The sequence below is a fragment of the Agromyces ramosus genome (genome assembly GCF_004216665.1).
In the GTDB taxonomy this organism is placed as follows: Bacteria; Actinomycetota; Actinomycetes; order Actinomycetales; family Microbacteriaceae; genus Agromyces; species Agromyces ramosus.
Map to the genome: position 1 here is coordinate 110334 of NZ_SGWY01000003.1, position 20363 is coordinate 130696.

Annotated in this window: 19 protein-coding genes and 1 riboswitch; of the genes, 10 read left to right on the forward strand and 9 right to left on the reverse strand. The window is 72.9% G+C overall.

The features are described 5' to 3' along the window. Positions 1–6: 6 nt before the first annotated feature. A complete protein-coding gene (locus EV187_RS12460; protein WP_130354055.1) occupies positions 7–495 on the reverse strand; it encodes a YbaK/EbsC family protein in 489 nt (162 codons plus the stop codon). Positions 496–594: 99 nt separating this feature from the next. Here EV187_RS12460 and EV187_RS12465 point away from each other — a divergent pair, with 99 nt between their 5' ends. Next, positions 595–1884, forward strand: coding sequence for an APC family permease (locus EV187_RS12465; RefSeq protein ID WP_242609592.1), 1290 nt, complete (start codon positions 595–597; stop codon positions 1882–1884). Positions 1885–1922: 38 nt separating this feature from the next. Next, positions 1923–2459: a gamma carbonic anhydrase family protein gene (locus tag EV187_RS12470; protein ID WP_130353410.1), complete on the forward strand. Its 537-nt coding sequence runs from the start codon at positions 1923–1925 to the stop codon at positions 2457–2459. Between the two features lie 44 nt (positions 2460–2503). Here EV187_RS12470 and EV187_RS12475 read toward each other — a convergent pair whose 3' ends face one another. The 5 genes from EV187_RS12475 to glyA form a co-directional block, all read right to left on the reverse strand. Beyond that, positions 2504–3832 carry a DUF6716 putative glycosyltransferase gene (locus EV187_RS12475; protein WP_130353411.1) on the reverse strand — a complete coding sequence of 443 codons (1329 nt, stop codon included), beginning with the start codon at positions 3830–3832 and terminating at the stop codon, positions 2504–2506. Beyond that, positions 3829–4704, reverse strand: coding sequence for an N-acetylneuraminate synthase family protein (locus EV187_RS12480; protein ID WP_130353412.1), 876 nt, complete (start codon positions 4702–4704; stop codon positions 3829–3831). The genes EV187_RS12475 and EV187_RS12480 overlap by 4 nt, the downstream gene beginning before the upstream one ends. A 4-nt stretch (positions 4705–4708) precedes the next feature. Further along, positions 4709–6031 (reverse strand): acylneuraminate cytidylyltransferase, encoded by a 1323-nt coding sequence (locus tag EV187_RS12485; protein ID WP_130353413.1) that lies wholly within the window; start codon positions 6029–6031, stop codon positions 4709–4711. Between the two features lie 160 nt (positions 6032–6191). Next, positions 6192–7076 carry a bifunctional methylenetetrahydrofolate dehydrogenase/methenyltetrahydrofolate cyclohydrolase gene (locus tag EV187_RS12490; protein WP_130353414.1) on the reverse strand — a complete coding sequence of 295 codons (885 nt, stop codon included), beginning with the start codon at positions 7074–7076 and terminating at the stop codon, positions 6192–6194. Positions 7077–7084: 8 nt separating this feature from the next. After that, entirely contained in the window at positions 7085–8359 is a 1275-nt protein-coding gene (gene glyA / locus EV187_RS12495; RefSeq protein ID WP_242609593.1) for a serine hydroxymethyltransferase, read from the reverse strand. A gap of 67 nt (positions 8360–8426) precedes the next feature. Continuing rightward, positions 8427–8508, reverse strand: a riboswitch (ZMP/ZTP riboswitch). A 141-nt stretch (positions 8509–8649) separates the two neighbouring features. Here glyA and EV187_RS12500 point away from each other — a divergent pair. Both EV187_RS12500 and EV187_RS12505 read left to right on the forward strand, forming a co-directional pair. After that, positions 8650–10371 carry a beta-N-acetylhexosaminidase gene (locus EV187_RS12500; RefSeq protein WP_130353416.1) on the forward strand — a complete coding sequence of 574 codons (1722 nt, stop codon included), beginning with the start codon at positions 8650–8652 and terminating at the stop codon, positions 10369–10371. A 129-nt stretch (positions 10372–10500) separates the two neighbouring features. Next, positions 10501–10890 (forward strand): VOC family protein, encoded by a 390-nt coding sequence (locus tag EV187_RS12505; protein ID WP_130353417.1) that lies wholly within the window; start codon positions 10501–10503, stop codon positions 10888–10890. A 64-nt stretch (positions 10891–10954) separates the two neighbouring features. Here the strand turns inward: EV187_RS12505 and EV187_RS12510 are convergent, their stop codons facing one another. The 3 genes from EV187_RS12510 to EV187_RS12520 form a co-directional block, all read right to left on the reverse strand. Beyond that, on the reverse strand, positions 10955–11863 hold the full coding sequence (locus EV187_RS12510; protein ID WP_242609594.1) for a carbohydrate ABC transporter permease: 909 nt from the start codon (positions 11861–11863) through the stop codon (positions 10955–10957). A gap of 3 nt (positions 11864–11866) precedes the next feature. Beyond that, on the reverse strand, positions 11867–12841 hold the full coding sequence (locus tag EV187_RS12515; RefSeq protein ID WP_130353418.1) for a carbohydrate ABC transporter permease: 975 nt from the start codon (positions 12839–12841) through the stop codon (positions 11867–11869). A gap of 61 nt (positions 12842–12902) precedes the next feature. Next, positions 12903–14150, reverse strand: a complete 1248-nt coding sequence (locus EV187_RS12520; protein ID WP_130353419.1) for an extracellular solute-binding protein — start codon at positions 14148–14150, stop codon at positions 12903–12905. Positions 14151–14564: 414 nt separating this feature from the next. Between EV187_RS12520 and EV187_RS12525 the strand changes: the two genes are divergently transcribed. The 6 genes from EV187_RS12525 to nagA are packed head-to-tail and all read left to right on the forward strand — an operon-like array spanning position 14565 to position 20137. Further along, entirely contained in the window at positions 14565–15434 is an 870-nt protein-coding gene (locus tag EV187_RS12525; protein ID WP_130354058.1) for an SIS domain-containing protein, read from the forward strand. 5 nt (positions 15435–15439) lie between these two features. Continuing rightward, positions 15440–16390 carry an ROK family protein gene (locus EV187_RS12530; RefSeq protein ID WP_130353420.1) on the forward strand — a complete coding sequence of 317 codons (951 nt, stop codon included), beginning with the start codon at positions 15440–15442 and terminating at the stop codon, positions 16388–16390. Continuing rightward, positions 16387–17349, forward strand: coding sequence for a 1-phosphofructokinase family hexose kinase (locus EV187_RS12535; RefSeq protein ID WP_130353421.1), 963 nt, complete (start codon positions 16387–16389; stop codon positions 17347–17349). The genes EV187_RS12530 and EV187_RS12535 overlap by 4 nt, the downstream gene beginning before the upstream one ends. After that, complete coding sequence (locus EV187_RS12540; protein ID WP_130353422.1) at positions 17346–18197, forward strand: class II fructose-bisphosphate aldolase; 852 nt, start codon at positions 17346–17348, stop codon at positions 18195–18197. Before EV187_RS12535 ends, EV187_RS12540 begins: the two co-directional genes overlap by 4 nt. Beyond that, complete coding sequence (locus tag EV187_RS12545; RefSeq protein ID WP_130353423.1) at positions 18194–18979, forward strand: DeoR/GlpR family DNA-binding transcription regulator; 786 nt, start codon at positions 18194–18196, stop codon at positions 18977–18979. Before EV187_RS12540 ends, EV187_RS12545 begins: the two co-directional genes overlap by 4 nt. Next, on the forward strand, positions 18980–20137 hold the full coding sequence (gene nagA, locus EV187_RS12550; RefSeq protein WP_130353424.1) for an N-acetylglucosamine-6-phosphate deacetylase: 1158 nt from the start codon (positions 18980–18982) through the stop codon (positions 20135–20137). The last annotated feature ends 226 nt before the right edge of the window (positions 20138–20363 follow it).

Sequence of the window (20363 nt, forward strand, 5' to 3'; positions counted from 1 at the left end):
CGCTCGTCAGGGCTCGACCGGGCTGGGCGTTCCGCCGGTGATCCGGACGAGCTCGTCGAAGGTGGTGGGGAACACCGTCTTCGCGTGCCCCGCGGCCGCCCACACCTCGGCATACTCGGCCAATTGCACGTCGACGATCGTGCGCACAGGCGCGGGGTGCCCGACGGGGGCGACGCCGCCGATCACCTGGCCGGTCGCCGACTTCACCGTCTCCTTCGACGCGCGACGGATCGTGCCGCCGAGGCGGTCGCCGAGCCAGTCGGTGTCGACCCGGTGCGCGCCCGAAGTGAGCACGAGGATCGGCTCGTCGTCGATCGTGAAGACGAGCGAGTTGGCGATCTGCCCCACCTCGACGCCGAGCGCGTCCGCGGCGAGTTGCGCCGTGGTCACGGCGTCGTCGAACCAGACGATGCTCGGTTCGAGTCCCTCGGCGGCGAGCACGCTCGCGACGCGGTCGACGGCAGGGTGCGATGGCCCGCGCCCGCGCACTGGCATCGGCTCGGCTGCGGGCTGGTTCGTCGGCTGCGACTCGGCTGGCATGCGTCGATCCTACGATTCCGGCGTCACCGCTTCACGCTGGAGTAGGGTTCCCGCGTGACCGCAGCCCAACCTCCCGCCGATGATCGCCTCGCCCGCCGCCTCGGCCTCCGCGATGCCGTGGTCATCGGACTCGCGTCGATGATCGGTGCGGGGGTCTTCGCCGTCTGGGGCCCGGCCGCCCAGGCGAGCGGCGCCTGGCTCCTGGCGGGCCTCGCGATCGCCGGGTTCGTGGCCTTCGCGAACGCGGGCTCGACGGGCCAACTCGCGGCGCGGTATCCGGAATCGGGCGGCGCCTACCGGTACGGCCGGGAGCGGCTCGGCGAGTGGCCGGGGTTCCTCGCGGGCTGGGGATTCGTGGTCGGCAAGACGGCCAGCTGCGCGGCGATGGCGATGACCGCGGCCGACTACCTCCTGCCCGGTCCGTGGGAGAAGCCCGTCGCGGTGCTCGCCGTCGTCGCGCTCTCGGCCGTGAACCTCCGCGGCATCACCCGCACCGCGCGTGCGGCCGCGATCATCGTGGTCGTGGTGCTCGGGGTGCTCGCCCTCGTGCTGGCCTCGGGCGTGGCGGACCTGGTCCAGGTCGGCGTCCGGTCGCAGCAGGAGCAGGGCGTGCCCGACGCGGGCTGGTACGGGGTGCTGCAGTCCGCGGGCCTGCTGTTCTTCGCGTTCGCCGGCTACGCGCGCATCGCGACGCTCGGCGAGGAGGTGCGCGATCCGGCGCGCACCATCCCCCGCGCGATCGCGATCGCCCTGGGCGTGGTCGTCGCCGTGTACGGCGCGCTGGCCGTGGTGCTCCTGCTCGTGCTCGGACCCGCGTACCTGGCCGCGGGCGTCGATGCGCCGCTCGCCGATCTCGTGGCCGTGAGCGGGTGGGCGTGGGCCGTGCCCGTGGTGCAGGTCGGCGCGGGACTCGCCGCGCTCGGCGCCCTGCTCGCCCTCATCGCGGGCATCGGCCGCACGGCCCTGGCCATGGCGAGGGATCGTGAGCTGCCGGCGCCGCTCGCCGCGGTGCATCCGCGGTTCGGGGTCCCGCACGTCGCCGAGATCGCGGTGGCCGTGGCGGTCGTCGTGCTCGTGCTCGTGGCCGACCTCCGGGGTGCGATCGGATTCAGCTCGTTCGGCGTGCTCGTGTACTACCTCGTCGCGAACGCCTCGGCGCTCACCCAGCCGTCGACCGAGCGTCGCGTGCCGCGGTGGCTGAGCGCCGCCGGGGCGATCGGATGCCTCGTGCTGGTCGCGACCCTGCCGGTCGAGTCGGTGCTCGCGGGTCTCGCCGTGTTCGCCGTGGGGGCCGTGTACCGGTCGGTGCGACTTGCGGTGGCGCGGCGACGGACGGACGGCTGAGTCGTGATCGGCCGCGCCGGCCCCCGTAGGCTGGCGCCATGAGCGCAGATCCCTCGGCCCGCATCCTCACCATCGCCGACGTGCCCGCGCCGGTCGTGCACGAGCGCGCCTTCGTGGCCGCCGGTGCCGTGATCGTCGGCGACGTGCGCCTCGAGGCGGGCTCGAGCGTCTGGTACAACGCGGTGCTGCGCGCCGAGGCGGAGCCCATCGTGCTCGGCGCCGACGCGAACCTGCAGGACACCGTGGTCTGCCACGTCGACGCCGGCTTCCCGCTCACGATCGGACGCGGCGTGTCGGTGGGGCACGGCGCCGTGCTGCACGGCTGCACGGTGGAGGACGACTGCCTCGTCGGCATGGGCGCGACCGTGCTGAACGGCGCGGTGATCGGATCGGGCTCGCTCGTCGCGGCAGGCGCCGTCGTGCTCGAGGGCACCGTCGTGCCGCCAGGATCGCTCGTGGCGGGCGTGCCCGCGAAGGTGCGGCGCGAGCTCACCGAGCCGGAGCGCGACGGCATCCGGCGCAACGCCGCCGCCTACCTGCGCCATGTCGAGGAGCACACCGCGCCCGTCGACTGATCTCGAGGACGCGTCCGCGCTGCGGCGCGTGCGAGCCCGACCGGTCAGGCTCGCTCGGGCGCGAGCCGGTTGCGAAGCCGGCGGACCCGCCGCACGATCCAGCGCAGGGGCAGGGCGACGAGCATCGCCGCGACGCCCTCGAACGACCGGTCGTGCCGTCCGAGCATCCGCTTGCGCTCGAACGCCCGGCGCAGCGCGCCGCCCGCGAGGTTGTACCGCCGCCGCGCGAGCGGGAGGGGCCCATCCCGTCGACGCGCGACGAGCCGGTCGAGCCGCACGAGCCAGTCGTCGGCGTCGGCGCCGTGGAAGTAGTTGTCGCCGAGCCACTCCGGCTCGGGGTGCCTCGCGGCGCCCGAGACCAGGTCGCCCGCACCACCGAACAGCCCGCTGCCGACGAACACGGTGTTGATGAGCTTCGGTTCGACCCCGAACTCGTCGATCACGAGCGACGGCACGCCCTCGGCCACCGCCTCGAGCACCGCGGTGGAGCTCACGGTGACGAGGGCGGACGCCCGCGCGAGGTGGTCGGCCATCGGGCCGTCCTCCACCACGAGGTTCGGGGGCAGGGTGCCGCCGAGCTCGGCGCGCACCTGCGGGTCCGCGAGCAGCTCGGCGAAGTCGTAGGACTCGGCATGGGTCTGCGCCTCGCCGGCACGGGCGCGCACCTTGACCACCACCCGGCGCTGCGGACGCCGGCGGGCGGCATCCGCGAGCCACCCGAGGAGGCGCACCCGGTCCTCCCGAAGCGACGGGACCTTCGCCTGCGCGGCGAACAGGAGGTCGGTGCGTGCCGCGTCGAATCCCGCCGTGCCGTGACCAGCGGACCCTGCGGGGGCCGCGCCCGCCGCGCCGGCTCCGGCGTGCTGCCGGGCCGCCGTCCGCAGGAACGGGAGGGTCGCGAGCCCGAGCTCGACGGGCAGGCCGAGGAGCTCGGCGTTCGCGCGGAACTCCCGCACCTCGCGTCGGCTGTGCAGCACGATGAGGTCGACCTGCTCCCGGTAGATCACGGCCTTCGGCTCGGCCGGGATCGTGAGGCCGGGGAAGCCGCTCATGAGCACCGGTCGATCGTCGGACGCACCGATCACGGGTGCGACCACCCGCACGAGCGGCCCCCGGAGCGCGAGCAGCACCGCCTCGGGCCGGAGCCCGCCGACCAGTCCGGCGAGCGCGTCGAGCTCGACCACGTCGACGTCCGCCGGGGCGACGCGCGATCCGGCGAGCGCCACCCTGAGCTGGCGCGCGCTCGGCTGCGCGGGCGTGGCCAGCACGACGAGGCGCATGCGCCAGGCATCCGTGGGCAGCTGCGACGCGAGCGCGGCGCCCCATTTCACGTACGAGTCGGTGTCGGCGACGACGAGGAGCGTGCCGCTCACGCAGGCACCCGGCGCAGCTTGGCCCGCGGCGCCTCCTCACCGGGGAAGACGCGCTTCACGCCGTCGCCCATGGCCTCGCCGATGATGCGGATGTCGCGCACGAGGTGCTCGAGGCCCTGCGGCTCGAGCGAGGCGGCCTGGTCGCTGCCCCACATGGCGCGGTCGAGGGTGATGTGGCGCTCCACCGCGACGGCGCCGAGCGCCACCGCCGCGAGGGAGATCTGCAGGCCGCACTCGTGGCCCGAGTAGCCGATCGGCACGCCGGGATAGCGCCTCTGCAGCGTGTCGATCATGCGCAGGTTGGCCTCCTCGGCGGGCATCGGGTAGCTCGACGTGGCGTGCATGAGCACGAGGCGATCGGTGCCGAGCGCCTCGATGGCGCGATCGATCTCCTCGATCGTCGACATGCCGGTCGAGAGGATCACGGGCTTGGCGGTGCGGGCGACGGCGTCGAGCAGCTCGAGGTCGGTCACCGACGCCGACGCGATCTTGTGCGCGACCACGTCGAGCCCCTCGAGGAACTCGACCGACGGCACGTCCCACGGCGACGCGAACCAGTCGACCCCTGCGCGCATCGCGTACGACGCGATCTCGAGGTACTCGGCCTCGCCGAACTCCACGCGGCGCCGGTAGTCGAGGTAGCTCATCGTGCCCCAGGGCGTCTCGCGCGGCACGTCGCGCATGTGCTCGGGCGTGGCGATCTCGGGGGTGCGCTTCTGGAACTTCACGGCCTGGGCGCCGCACTCGACCGCCACGTCGATCAGTCGCTTGGCGATCCCGACGTCGCCGTTGTGGTTCAGGCCGATCTCGCCGATCACGTAGACGGGCAGGCCGGGACCGATCACCGATCGGCCGATGCGCACAGCGGTCATTCGCTCACTCCTCCTCGTTCGAGGCGCCGGTCGCGCCCCTCGTCATACGGGCTCCGACGATGAGGTCGGAGAGTTCTCGCACGGCCCCGTCGCCGCCCCGGCGGCGCAGCACGAGGCGGGCACCGGCGAGCACCTCGGGCGTCGCATCGGCCACGGCGATCGGCCAGCCCACGAGCTCGAGCGCGGGCAGGTCGCCACGGTCGTTGCCGAGGTACGCGATGCGATCGAGCCGGATGCCGCGGGCCGCCGCCCACTCGCGCAGCACCGCGCCCTTGTCGGCGACGCCCTGCGCGCACTCCACCCCGAGCTTCTCGGCCCGGCGGCCGACCACCGGGTTCTCCTCGGCGGACAGGATCAGCACGGGCACGCCGGCGGCCCGGAGACGTGCGATGCCGTGACCGTCGCTGCGGCTCACGCGCACGGTCTCCCGTCCGAGCTGGTCGACCATCACCATGTCATCGGTGTGCACGCCGTCGAAGTCGGTGACGAGCGCGTCGACCTCGACGAGCGGATGCCGCGGCTCGTCGCCGGGGTGGTGGCGTGCCGCCGCGAGCGCCCGGTCGACCTGCGGCGCGATCGCCCGCGCCCGCTCGAGGTCGGCGGCGTCGTCGATCTCGATCGCGTGGTCGGCGGGCACGGGCCGGATGCCGACGCGCCCGAAGAAGCGGTGGCCCGCAGCGAGGAACCCCGCGGTGCGGAACACGTAGAACGCACCCGTCTCGGCGTACTCGGGCTCGCGGTCCTGCCGGCGCGGACGGTGCGCGGCGTCGTGGTTCACGCCGGAGGCGCCCGCGACGGCGTCGTCGCGCCACAGGAAGACGTGCGACGCCGCGGCCGAGAACACGACGTCCCGCTCGCCGGACGTGACCCATTCGATCGCGGCGTCGAGGTCGGCGGGGTCGATGAACGGCGACGTCGCCTGGATGAACACGGTGAGCTCGTCGCCCGCCGCGGCGTCGAGTCCGAGCGCCCCGAGCGCATGCCGGAGGGCCGACTCGCTCGACGCGGTGGCGCCGGCGAGCTCGGCAGGACGCGCGACGACCTCGGCGCCCGCGTGGCGCGCCGCCTCGGCGATCCCGTCGTCGTCGGTCGTGACGACCACGCGCCCGATCCGCTCCGCGGCGAGCGCGGCGAGCACCGCCCGTGCGACGAGCGGGATGCCCCCGACGCGTGCCACGTTCTTGCCCGGAAGTCCCTGCGAGCCGCCCCGCGCCGGGATGATCGCCGTCGCCAGTGCCGTCGGCGGGACCGCCGCGCGCGGACCGGCGGCCACGCGAGGCGCGCGACCCGCCGCGGCGGGCGCGTGCCGGAGGTCGACGTGGGTCATGGCGCGAAGCTATGCCGCCCGGACGGCCGGGCGGTGCACGCCGGGTGAACACGGGGCGACCGTCAGGTCGACGGCCGATGCCGCCGGTGCCCGCGCGCGCCGACGACGAAGCGGATGCCCCGGGCACCCGGCCCGCGGCATCCGCTCGCGTTCGTCGCTCCTACCGGTGCAGGCGCTGCTCGGCCGACTTCACGACGTTCGCCAGGAGCATGGCACGGGTCATCGGCCCGACGCCGCCCGGGTTCGGCGAGAGGTGGCCCGCGACCTCGGCGACGCCCGGGTCGACGTCGCCGGTGAGCCGGCCCTTGCCGGTCTCCTCGTCCTGCACGCGCGTGATGCCGACGTCGAGCACGGCCGCGCCGGGCTTGATCCAGTCGGGCTGCACGAGGTGCGGCACGCCCACGGCGGCCACGACGATGTCGGCGCGGCGCACCTCGGCCGCGAGGTCCTGCGTGCGCGAGTGCGTCAGCGTGACCGTCGCGTCGAGGCCCTTGCGGGTGAACAGCAGCCCGAGCGGACGACCCACGGTGAGGCCGCGTCCGATCACGGTGACGTGGCGTCCCCGGATCGGCACGTCGTAGCGACGCAGCATCTCGACGATGCCGGCGGGCGTGCACGGCAGCGGCGAGTGCAGCTCGCCCTCGATTCCGAGCACGAGCCGGCCGAGGTTGGTCGGGTGCAGGCCGTCGGCGTCCTTGTCGGGGTCGATGAGCTCGAGCATCGCGTTCTCGTCGTGGCCCGCCGGCAGCGGGAGCTGCACGATGTAGCCCGTCACCTCGTGCGCCGAGTTGAGGTCGTGGATCGCCCGGCGCACGTCGGCGGTGGTCGCCGACGCGGGCAGGTCGACGCGGATCGACTCGATGCCGACCTCGGCGCAGTCGCGGTGCTTGCCCGCGACGTAGGAGCGCGACCCCGGGTCATCGCCGACGAGGAGCGTGCCGAGGCCCGGCACGACCCCGTGTGCGCGCAGCAAGGCGATGCGCGACGCGAGCTCCCCCTTCACCGCCGTCGCGGTCGCGATGCCGTCGAGCGTGATCGCCGTCATGCCGCTCCCTACTGCTGGAGGCCGGGGTAGAGCGGGAACGCCGCCGTGAGGGCCTCGACGCGCGAGCGGAGCGACGCGACATCCGCCTCGCCCTGCAGCGCGAGCGCGATGAGGTCGGCGACCTCGGTGAACTCGGCGTCGCCGAAGCCGCGGGTGGCGAGCGCGGGGGTGCCGATCCGCAGGCCCGAGGTGACCATCGGCGGGCGCGGGTCGAAGGGCACCGCGTTGCGGTTCACGGTGATGAGCGCCTCGTGGAGCAGGTCCTCAGCCTGCTGTCCGTCGATCTTCGAGTTGCGCAGGTCGGCGAGCACGAGGTGCACGTCGGTGCCGCCCGTGAGCACGTCGACGCCGGCGGCGCGCGAGTCGTCGGCGGTGAGCCGCTCCGCGAGGATCTGCGCACCGCGGATGGTGCGCTCCTGGCGATCCCGGAACTCGGCGGATGCCGCGATCTTGAACGCCGTGGCCTTGGCCGCGATCACGTGCATGAGGGGACCGCCCTGCTGGCCCGGGAACACGTTGGAGTTGAGCTTCTTCGCGAGCTCCATGTCGCGCGCGACGATGAAGCCCGAGCGGGGGCCGCCGATCGTCTTGTGAACGGTCGACGACACGACGTCGGCGTGCGGCACGGGGTTCGGGTGCAGGCCTGCGGCCACCAGGCCGGCGAAGTGCGCCATGTCGACCCAGAGCTTCGCGCCCACCTCGTCGGCGATCGCGCGGAACGCGGCGAAGTCGAGGTGGCGCGGGTAGGCGGACCAGCCGGCGATGATGACCTGCGGCTTGTGCTCGAGGGCCTTGTCGCGCACGACGTCCATGTCGACGAGGAAGGTCTCGGGGTTCACGCCGTAGGAGACGGCGTTGTAGAGCTTGCCCGAGAAGTTGAGCTTCATGCCGTGCGTGAGGTGGCCGCCGTGCGCGAGCTCGAGCCCGAGGATCGTGTCGCCGGGGGTGGCGATCGCCGCGAGCACGGCCGCGTTGGCGGTGGCGCCCGAGTGCGGCTGCACGTTCGCGTACTCCGCGCCGAACAGGCTCTTCGCGCGCTCGATGGCGAGCGATTCGGCGATGTCGACGAACTCGCAGCCGCCGTAGTAGCGGCGGCCGGGGTAGCCCTCGGCGTACTTGTTCGTGAGCACCGAGCCCTGGGACTGCAGCACCGAGACGGGAACGAAGTTCTCGCTCGCGATCATCTCGAGGTAATCGCGCTGGCGTCCGAGCTCGAGATCGAGGACTTCGGCGATCTCGGGGTCGACCTCGGACAGCGGCTGATTGAAGACGGATTCGGCCAAGACTGGCTCCTTCATGACATGCGGACCTGATGGGTGCTGCTGCGAGCGCGACTCGCGCGGCAGCAGTCGCACCGGCCCAGGCGAGCGGTCGGTCCGTGCCAGTCGCTCCCCGATGGGACTCCATCTCAACGCCAGTCGCGACGCTCGCAAGCATAGCAACGGATGCCCGGCGCGGGCCGCTCGCCCACGGGAAGGCTGTCATACGGCGTCCCGACATGGCAGGATGGTGTCGACGCCATTTGTTAGGACTCCTGCCTTACCGGCCGGACCGTTGCCCACCACGAGGACGCATGCATCGACGCACCGCCCCCGACCGCCGCCGAGCCCCCTCGGCCACCCGTCCGGCCACTCGCCCGGCCACCCGTCCGGCCCGCCGCCTCGGCCGCCGATTCGCCGCGCTCGCGAGCCTCGTCGCGATCGCGGCGGCGGGGTCGCTCACCGCCTGCACCGCCGAACAGAACGGAGACGCCGTGACCGGCATCATCCCCGCCCCCACGTCCTTCGTGCTCCACGAGGGGGCGCCGTTCCGGCTCACCGAGTCGTCGCGGCTCGTCGCGGCCGGCGAGGGCGCGTCGGCGGTGGCCGAGACGTTCGCCCGGCAGGCGCGGGCGGCGACGGGGTTCGAGCTGCCCGTCGTCGAGGGGGAGCCGGCGGCATCCGACCTCGCGTTCGTGGTCGCCGACGGCGAGGCGCCCGACGCGGCGCCCGAGGGCTACACGCTCGAGTCGGGCGACGGCGGGGTGCGGGTCGCGGCCGACACCGCGACGGGACTCTTCCGCGGCACCCAGTCGCTGCGGCAGCTGCTGCCGGCGGCGATCGAGCGAGCGGATGCCGCGACGGCGCCCGACGGCGGATGGATCGTGCCCGCGGCATCCGTCGAGGACGCCCCGCGCTTCGCCTACCGGGGCGCCATGCTCGACGTCGCCCGGCACTTCTTCCCCGTCGAGGACGTGCTCCGCTACCTCGATGCCATCGCGCTCGTGAAGCTCAACGTGCTGCACCTGCACCTCACCGACGACCAGGGCTGGCGCATCCGCATCGACTCGTGGCCCGAGCTCACGGGCGTCGGCGCCGCGACCTCGGTGGGCGGGGACGGCGGCGGCTCCTACACGAAGGACGACTACCGCCGCATCGTCGAGTACGCCGCCGAGCGGTTCATCACGATCGTGCCCGAGATCGACCTGCCCGGGCACACGAACGCCGCACTCAGCGCGTACCCCGAGCTCAACTGCGACGGCGTCGCACCCGCGCCGTACGAGGGCGTCGAGGTCGGCTTCTCGTCGCTCTGCGCCTCGCCCGAGCGAGCCGAAGCGACCGACCGGTTCCTGGCCGACGTCACGCGCGAGCTCGCCGAGCTCACGCCCGGACCGTGGCTGCACCTCGGCGGCGACGAGTCGCTCTCGACGAGTCGCGACGATTACCTCGACCTCGTGCGGCGGATGACCCGGGCCGCAGCAGCGACCGGCAAGACGGTCATCGGGTGGCACGAGATGGGCGCCTCGCGGGAGCTGCCCGCCGGCACCGTCGGGCAGTACTGGAGCTTCGTCGAGCCCGAGGGCGACGCGGCGGAGCTCACCCGCTCGTTCGTCGAGCAGGGCGGCAGCGTGATCCTCTCCCCCGCCGACGTCGCCTACCTCGACATGAAGTACGTCGACGATCCGCAGAACGCCCTCGGCCACACGCTCGGCCTCGACTGGGCGAAGGGGCCGACCACGATCGACGAGGCGTACCTCTGGGAACCGTCGTCGATCATCCCGGGCGTCGACGAGCCGGACATCCTGGGCGTCGAGGCGCCGATCTGGACCGAGACGCTCGCGTCGATCTCGGACGTGGAGTTCATGGCGTTCCCCCGGCTGACGGCGATCGCCGAGATCGGCTGGTCGCCGGCGCCCGCCGTCGGCGACTCGCGGGACACGGAGGAGTTCTTCGGCCGGGTCGCGGCGCTCGGCACGCACTGGGACGAAGCGGGCATCGCGTACTACCCCGTGCGCGGGGTCCCCTGGCACGAATAGCGCACGTGTCAGGAGCGCCCTTCCGGCTCTCCCACCTGAGGACTATGCTCCCGACCGGCGCGGTACGGTGGCCAGGCGACACGTGCCCGGGCGACACCGTGTCGTGCCCCACACGAGAGGGGTGACCACATGTCCGGCGTGGTGCATTTCGAGATCCCGGCCGACGACCAGGAACGAGCACGGGGGTTCTACCGGGACGCCTTCGACTGGCGGCTCGACGTCCTGCCCGACCTGGGATACACCAACGTGGTGACGACCCCGGTCGACGAGACGACGCAGGCGCCGCTCGAGCCAGGGGCGATCAACGGCGGCATGTTCGAGCGCACCGCCGACCTGCCCAACCCGATCATCACGGTCGACGTCGACGACATCGACGCGGCACTCGAGCGCATCACCTCGCTCGGCGGCGCGGTCGTGCAGGCGAAGACCGCGATCCCGGGCATGGGGTACTTCGGGTACTTCCGCGACACCGAGGGGAACGTGCTCGGGCTCTGGACGACGGCGGCCGACGCCGCCTGAGGCGCGCGCCGGCCGGGTGAGCGGGGCAGACGGATGCCGGGGCATCCGTCGCCCCCTCCTCGACCTACTTGACGCTGCCCGCCGTGAGGCCGCCGACGAGGCGCTTCTCGATGATCATGAAGAGGATCACGACGGGGATGATCGCCACGATGGACACGCCGAACACGTAGTGCCACGAGGTCTCGTACTGGCCGACGAACTTCGTGAGCGCCACCGAGAGCGGCTGGTTGCCGGCGGTGGAGAGGATCACGAGCGAGGCGGCGAACTCGTTCCAGCACGCCACGAACGTGAACACGATCGCGGTCACGATGCCGGGCCACACGAGCGGCAGCTGGATCCGGAAGAGCACCGTCAGGCGCCCGGCGCCGTCGATCTGCGCCGCCTCGTCGATCTCCTTCGGCACCCCGGCGAAGAACGAGTGCATGATCCACACCGCGAACGAGAGGTTGAACGCGGCGTTGATGAAGATCATCGCGGCCCAGGTGTCGATCAGGCCGAGGGTGACGAACTGGCGGAAGAGGCCCGACGTGAGCACCGCGGGCTGCAGCATCTGCGTGACGATCACGAGGAAGAGGAACACGAAGCGCCCGGGGAACCGGAATCGCGCGGTGTAGTACGCGGCCGGCATCGCGACCGCGAGCACGAGCACGGTCGCGAAGACCGCGATGACGATGGTCGAGATGAGGTTCTGCGGCAGGGGCGTCTCCGGGGTCGACCACATGTTGACGTAGTTCTCCCAGTGCCACTCCGTGGGGAGGTACGTGGGATCGACCGAGCGGATCTGCGCCTTGGTCTTCACCGAGCCGAAGAACATGATCGTGTACGGCAGGACGAAGATCGCCAGCACGATGAAGCCGCCGAGCATGCGCAGCAGCACGCGGCCGATGGACACCTGGTCCTCGGTGTAGCGACGTCGGCGGTTCGATGGCGCGGGCGCGCCGATCGCCTCGAAGGCGGGTGCGGTGACGGCCACGGCTCAGACCTCCTTCGTGGGCTTGACGACCTTCACGTACACCGCGACGATCACGATGACGATGAGGAAGGCGACGACCGAGAGCGCGCTCGCGACGTCGACCTTGTGCTGGTTCTGGATGTACTTGAAGATCAGCGTCATGATCGTGTCGGCGTCGTAGCCGGGGATCGAGCCGGTCATCACCTTCAGGATCGGCAGCGAGTTGAAGACGTTGATGATGTTGATGAGCACGGCCACGCTGAGGGCGCCGCGCAGCTGCGGGAGGATGACGCTCACGTAGGTGCGCATCGGCCCGGCGCCGTCCATCTTGGCCGCCTCGAGCACGTCGCCGGGGATGGTCGCGAGGCCGGCGAGGATCGTGTACGTGGTGAACGGCAGCGAGACGAACACCGCGACGACGATCGACCACGCGAACGCGGTGGCCGGGTTGCGGGTCCACCCGTACCCCTCGGGCGTGTCGACGAGGCCGATGTCGACGAGGAACTTGTTGATGATGCCGAAGTACGGCTCGAGGCCGTAGTACACCACCATGGTCGTCATCACGACGGATGCCGCCCACGGGATGATCACCGCGAGGCGCACGATGCGCCGCCCCGGGAACGCCTTGTTGAGCACCTGCGCGAGCCCGAGCGAGATGACGACCGTCGCCGCGACGACGACCACCACCCAGACGATCGTGCGCGCGAAGATCGGCCAGAAGTAGGGGAACGAGAAGACCTCGACGTAGTTGTCGAAGCCGACCGAGCCGTGGTCGACGCCCGAGATCGAGATGTCGCGCGTCGAGTTGAAGAACATGACGACGGCCGGGAACAGCACGACGCCGAAGATGAGGATGAGGGCCGGCCCGATCCACGGCAGCGACGCGAGGAAGTCGCGTCCGCCGGGCCTGCGGCCGGTGCGGGAGTCGGTCCCGCCGGGGCGGGGGCGGCCGGTGGCCGCCCCCGCGGGGGTCGATGACGTGTCGGTCGTGGTGCTCATGATGTCGATGGTCACCGATCCCTCCGGTGGTGCTTCGGTGCGGTTGCGGTCGTCGCGGGGATCAGCCCGCGTCGGCCTGCGCCTGGATCTCGGTCAGGACCTCCTGCGCCGGCTTCGTCTGGAGCTGGCCGAAGAGCGCCTTGAACGCGGCATCCGTGGCCGCCCACTGCGGGTTCGTGCTCGGGTAGAACTGCGCGTCGGGCAGCACCTCGAGGAACGGCGCGAGCGCCTCCTCGCCGCCGAGCGCCTCGGCGCCCGACTTCGTGACCGGCAGGAAGCCCTCGGCCTGCACCCACGGCACGTAGACGTCGGACGTGTAGTAGTAGTCGAGGAACTTCGTGATCGCGTCCTGCTTGTCGCCGTCGTTCTGGAAGGCCATCAGCTGGTCCATGACGCCGAGCGTGAAGGGGCTGCCGTCCTGGGTGGGGATGGGCACGATCGAGTAGTCGAGGTCGGGGTTGTTCTCCTCGATCTGGCCGACGGTCGGCGGGAGGCCGACCTGCATGCCGATCTTGCCCTGGATGAAGATGTCCATGAGCGGCGAGCGGTCGGTCGAGCCGGGGTCGGCCTGCGTCGCGCCGGCGTCGATCATCTTCTTGATCTGCTCGGCGCCGGGGAGGTTCGCCGGGTCGTCGACCGTGATCTCGGTCGCGTCGCCGAACGTGCCTCCGCCGCCCCAGAGCCACACGGCCGCCTCGGCCTGCGCCTCCTCCGAGCCGAGCGGCATGCCGTATCCCGCGGTGCCGCCGCCGAGCGCGGAGATCTTGGTCGCCGCGTCGAGCAGCTCGTCCCAGGTGGTGGGCGGCGCCGCGACGCCCGCCTGCTCGAGCAGGGCGTTGTTGACGAACAGCGCGCGCGCCGACGCGATGAGCGGCAGCGCGTAGGCCGTGCCGTCGACCTCGGCGTTGGCGAGGAAGGACTCCTGGAAGTCGCCGTAGGTGTCGGCCGAAACGACCTCCTCGGCCGGGTAGAGCAGGCCGTCGGCCGCGAACCCCGCGAACGGGCCGCCGTTGTAGATGTCGGGTGCCTCGCCGCCCTGGACCTTCGTGGCGATCACGCTCTCGAGGTTGTCCCACGACTGCACCTCGAGGTTCACGCTGATGTCGGGGTTCTCCTCCTCGAAGCCCTCGATGACGTCCTCCCACAGGCCCTGGGTGCTGTCGGAGTAGCTCGGGACGAGCAGGTCCAGCGTGGTCCCGCCGGCCTCGTCCCCGGAGCCGGAGCCGCCGCCGAACCCGCAGGACGCGAGCGTGAGCGATGCTGCGGCGGCTACCGCGACCGCGGCGCTGAGACGCAGTGACTTCTTCATTGTGCTTCCTCACTCTGGTGGATGGGGCACCTGACGCAGACTGAGCCTCGCGCGACGGTGCGTTGGCCGGGAAACATGCAGCGCGAGCAGGCCGTGATGATGCTTCCTGACTGTTTCGCCGATGAATCGATCATGTTCGTTCATGCGACGCACGAAATGTATGACGGATGCCGCACGCCCGTCAAGACAGGAAACGTATTCGTTACCGGATTTTGTTCAGATCCCTCACAAACGGAGAATTCTCGCCGGTCCCAAGTAATCGATCGTTCACTTGATCGATAGACATCACGAACAGTCATCTGCAATCATTGACTCGTCATGCCGCCGTGTGCACGTCACGCGCGGACCTCCCACCCACCTGGAGCACCGACCGTGAGCGAACCGCAGAGCCCCTCCGTCACCCCCGCAGCGCACATGGCGGCGGAACTCGCCTCCCAGCCGGAGACGTGGGCTCGCGCGGCGTCGATGACCCGGGAGCACGCGCTGCTCCCGGCTCCCGGCGCGCGCGTCGCCGTGGTCGGCTGCGGCACCTCGTGGTTCATGGCGCAGTCGTACGCGTGGCTGCGCGAGACGGGCGGGCGCGGCGAGACCGACGCGTTCGCGGCATCCGAGGCCTTCGTCGACCGCGGATACGACGCCGTCGTCGCGCTCACCCGCTCCGGCACCACCACCGAGGTGCTCGAACTCGTCGAGCGCCTGCGCGGACGGGTGCGCACGGTGGGCGTCATCGGCGACCCGACCTCGCCGCTCGTCGACCTCGTCGACGACGCCGTGACCCTGCCCTTCGCCGACGAGCGGTCGGTGGTGCAGACCCGCTTCGCGACCTCCGCCCTCGCGCTCTTCCGCGCCTCACTCGGCGAGGACCTGGCGGGAGCGGTGGCCGACGCCCGGGTCGCGGTCGCCGAGGAGCTCGACCCCGCCCTCGTCGACGCCGAGCAGGTCACGTTCCTCGGCCGCGGCTGGACCGTCGGACTCGCCCACGAGGCGGCGCTCAAGATGCGCGAGGCCTCGCAGTCGTGGACCGAGTCGTATCCCGCGATGGAGTACCGCCACGGTCCCATCTCGATCGCGGCGCCGGGCCGGGTCACGTGGCAGTTCGGCGAGCCGCCCGCGGGCCTCGCCGACGACGTCGCCGTCACCGGCGCGCGCTTCGAGGCGGGCGGACTCGACCCGATGGCCGAGCTCGTGCGGGCCCAGCGCCTGGCCCTCGCCCGCGCGCTCGCCCGGGGCCTCGACCCCGACACGCCCCGCAACCTCACCCGCTCGGTCATCCTCGGCGGCTGACGGCCATGACCGAGATCGCGGATGCCGCGCCGGCGCCCCTCGGGCCCGGCGAGGTCGTGCTGGCGTTCGACGTGGGCGGCACCGACACCAAGTCGGCCCTCGTCGACCGCGGCGGACGCCTGCTCGGCCTGCGCCGCACGCCGACGCCGCTCGACGGCGGGCGCACCGCAGAGGCCGTCGTCGGCCTCGTCGCCGAGCTCGCGGCCGAGCTGCGCGCCGCGCACCCCGACCTTCAGCCGGTCGCGGCCGGGCTGCTGGTGCCGGGCATCGTCGACGCCGAGCGGGGCGTGGGAATCTACGCCAGCAACCTCGGCTGGCACGACGCCCCGATCCGCGACCTCGCCGAGGCCGCCCTCGGCCTTCCGGTGGCGTTCCACCACGACGTGACGGCCGCGAGCTGGGCCGAGCACCGGCTGGGCGCTGCACGCGCCCACGACGACGTGGTCGTGCTCGTCATCGGCACCGGCATCGCGGGCTCGCTGATCCTCGACGGCCGGCCGCACCTTGGCGGCGGCTTCGCGGGCGAGATCGGCCACTCGCCCGTCGCCGAGGGCCCGCGCTGCGCCTGCGGCGCCCGCGGATGCCTCGAGACGATCGCCTCGGCGGGCGCCATCGCCCGACGCTACACCGAGCGCTCGGGGGTCGAGGTCGACGGCGCACGCGAGGTGCTCGCCCGTGCCGAGGCCGGCGACGCGGAGGCGCGGGAGGTGTGGGAGGCCGCGATCGACGCCCTCGGGTTCGCCGTGGCCCAGCTGGCCGCGACGGTCGCCCCCGAGGCGATCGTGATCGGCGGCGGCCTCTCCCGCGCCGGCGACGCGCTGTTCGCCCCGCTGGCGTCGCGCGTGGACGAGCGACTCAGCTTCCACCGCCGTCCGCTGCTCGTCCCGGCCCGGCTCGGCGGCGATGCCGGCCTGCTCGGCGCCGCCCTGATCGCACGAGAGAGCGCCGCGGCATGATCCTCACCGTCACCCCCAACCCGGCGATCGACCTCACGTGGCACGTCGACCGGCTGACCCCGGGCGCCACGCACCGGGTGCCGACCGGTGCGTGCCGAGCGGGCGGCAAGGGCGTGAACGCGGCCCGGGTGCTGCACCAGACGGGACACGAGGTGCTGGCGCTCGCGACGGCGGGCGGCGCCACCGGGGACGAGCTCCGGGCCGACCTCGCGGCATCCGGCGTGCCCCATCGACTCGTTCCGACCGCCGCGGCCACCCGCCGCAGCCTCGCGATCGTCGACGACGGCGACGGCGAGACCTCGGTCCTCAACGAGCTCGGCGCGCCGCTCTCACCGGCCGAGTCGGTCGCGCTCGCCGACGCCGCGGAGCACCTCGGGCGCGGCGCGCGGGCGGTCGCGATCAGCGGGAGCCTGCCGTCGGGGTTCGGCCCCGAGGAGCTCGGAGCGCTCGTCGCCCGCCTCGTCGCGGCCGGCGTTCCGGTCGTCGTCGACACCAGCGGGCCGGCCATCCTCGCGGCGGCACGGGCCGGCGCCGACGCCCTGAAGCCCAATCGCGAGGAGCTCGCCGAGGCGACCGGCCTCGACGACCCGGTCGAGGGCGCGCGGGCGCTGCTCGACCTCGGCGCACGCCTCGTGCTCGTCTCGCTGGGCGCCGACGGGCTGCTGGTCGTCGGTCGGGGCGGCGCCCCCCTCCTGGCCCGGCTCCCCCGCGTGCTGCACGGCAACGCCACCGGGGCCGGCGATGCGGCCGTCGCCGCGATCGCCGTGGCCCACGCCGCCGGGGACGACCTCTCGTCGACCACGGACGCCGCCGACCGCGCCCGCGCCGCCCTCGCCCGCCGCGCGACCGCCTGGTCGGCGAGCGCGGTGCTCATGCCGCTCGCCGGCGAGCTCTCACCCGACCACGTCGCGCTCGCCGACGAGGTCGTCCTGACGACGATCGACGAGGAACGCCGATGACGCTCACCCCCACCCGCACGCTGCTCGACGAGGCGCGCGCCGCCGGCCGCGGCATCGGCGCGTTCAACGTCGTGCACCTCGAGACGGCCGAGGCGCTCGCCGGCGCCGCCGAGGACGCGGGGCTGCCGGTCATCCTCCAGCTCTCGGAGAACTGCGTGCGCTACCACGGCGGGCTCGATCCGATCGCCCTCGCGACGCTCGCCATCGCCGAGGCGTCGTCGGCCCGCGTCGCCGTGCACCTCGACCACGCCGAGGATTCCGAACTCGCCCTGCGCGCGATCGACCGCGGATTCGGCTCGATCATGTACGACGGGGCGAAGCTCCCCTTCGACGGGAACGTGGCGACCACCCGGCTGGTGGTCGAGCGGGCGGATGCCGCGGGCGTGCTCGTCGAGGCCGAGCTCGGCGAGATCGGCGGCAAGGACGGCGCCCACGCCCCGGGCGTGCGCACCGACCCCGACGAGGCGGCACGATTCGTCGCCGAGACCGGCGTCGGCGCCCTCGCGGTGGCGGTCGGCTCGTCGCACGCGATGACCGAGCGGGTCGCTGCGATCGACCTCGACCTCGTCGCCCGGCTCGCGCAGGCGGTGCCCGTGCCCCTCGTGCTGCACGGCTCGTCGGGGGTGCCCGACGACCTGCTCGTGCGCGGCATCCGCTCGGGGATCACGAAGGTCAACGTGTCCACCCACCTGAACCGGGCGTTCACGGGTGCGATCCGCGAGCATCTCGCGACGCATCCGGCGGCCGTGGACTCGCGCACGTACGCCGCCGCGGGCCGCGCGGCCGTGCGATCCGAGGCCGCACGAATGCTCACCCTGTTCGCCTCCACCACCGAGGAGCCCGTATGAACCGCGCCGAACGCCTCAGTGCCGTGCTCGACCTGCTCGCCGAGGGCGGGCAGGTGGAGGTCGACCAGATCGTCGAGCGCCTCGACGTGTCGCCGGCCACCGCGCGCCGCGACCTCGACGCCCTCGCCGAACAGCAGCTCCTCACCCGCACCCGCGGCGGCGCCGTCGCCCACTCGGTCGCGTACGACCTGCCGATCCGCTACAAGAACCAGCAGAATCCCGAGGCGAAGGCGGCCATCGCCCGGGCCGCGAGCGGGCTCGTGCCGCGCGGCGCGGTGATCGGGCTCTGCGGGGGCACCACCGCCACCGCCATCGCCGACGCCCTCATGTCGCGCGCGGACATCATGGAGCCGTCGCCCGAGCCGAGCCTGACGGTCGTGACGAACGCCATCAACATCGCCATGCAGCTCGCCATGCGACCGCAGATCAAGACCGTGGTCACCGGCGGCGTCGTGCACGCGCGCTCGTACGAGCTCGTCGGCTCGTACGTCGACGCGGTACTCGGCAGCATCACGCTCGACCTGGCCTTCATCGGCGTGAACGGGGTCGACCCGGTGGTGGGGCCGACATCGCACGACGAGCGGGAGGCCGCCGTCAACGCCCTCATGGCGTCGCGGGCCGCCCACCCCGTGCTCGTCGCCGACGCGTCCAAGATCGACAAGCGCGCGTTCGCGGCCATCGGTCACCGCCGGCTCTTCCCGACGATCATCACGGACGATGCGGCGACGCCCGAGCAGCGCCAGCGCCTCACCGACAGCGGGTACGACGTTATCGTTGCCTAGGTGAGCACCTCCACGACCGTCGTCCACTCCGCCCGCCTCGTGAGCAGCCGCGACACGGTCGCCGACGCGTGGGTGCGCTTCGACGGCGACCGCGTCGCCGCGCGCGGGATCGGCGACGACTGGCGTGCCGACCTGCCCGCCGACGCGTCGGTCACGGATGCCGCGGGCCGCACGCTCGTGCCCGGCTTCATCGACCTGCACTGCCACGGTGCGGGCGGCGCCTCCGTCGAGGAGGGCGCGGAGGCGATCGAGGCCCTGCTCGCCGTGCACACCGCGCACGGCACCACGCGCACCGTGCTCTCGCTCGTGACGGCGACGGTGGACCTGCTCTGCGATCGGCTCCAGGTGATCGCCGGTGCGGCGGCCACGGATGCTCGAGTGCTCGGCGCGCACCTGGAGGGGCCGTTCCTCGACCACGACTTCCGCGGCGCCCACGACCCGCGCCAGCTGCGCGCGGCCGACCCGGCCACCGTGGAGCGGCTGCTCGAGGCGTCGGGCAGGACGCTGCGGCAGATCACGATCGCGCCCGAGCATCCCGGCGCGGCCGACGCGATCGATCGGTTCGTCGACGCGGGCGTCGCGGTCGCCGTCGGCCACACCGGCGCGGACTTCGAGACGGCCCTCGCGGCGTTCGGCGCCGGCGCCTCGATCCTCACCCATGCGTTCAACGGCATGCGCGGCATCCACCATCGCGCACCCGGCCCCGTCGTCGCGGCGATGCACGCCGATCACGTGACCCTCGAGGTCATCAACGACGGCGTGCACGTGCATCCCGACGTGGTGCGGCTCGCATTCGCGGGCGCGCACGGGAGGGTCGCGCTCGTGACCGATGCCATGGCGGCCGCCGGCGCGGCCGACGGCGCCTACCGGCTCGGCTCGCTCGGCGTCATCGTCGAGGGCGGCGTCGCGCGACTGCTCGAGGGCGGGTCGATCGCGGGGTCCACGCTCACACAGGACACGGCCCTGCGCCGCGCCGTGATCGACAGCGGCATCCCGCTCGACGAGGCCGTAGGCGCCCTCACGGTCGCTCCCGCCGCGGCGATCGGACGCGCGCACGACCTCGGACGACTCGACCCGGGCTACGCGGCCGACGCCGTGCTCCTCACGCCCGACCTGGACGTCGAGGCCGTGTGGGGTGCGGGGGCTCGGCTCGCCTGACGCCGTCGGTGCACCACTCCGGTCCCCCGGAGGCACCGTGCGGGGCTCGGAGGCGTGTTCCCCTTCGCCTCCGAGTCCCCGACGATCGAGGTGCCGCCTCGACCCCCCGATGCGGCACCTCAGGCCGGTGTCGAGCCGGCCCCGCCTCGCGCTCGGGCCTGCGAGACGGCGGTGGTCCGGCCCCCGGAAGGGCCTTCACCCGAAGAGACGGGTTCCTCGCCCATCC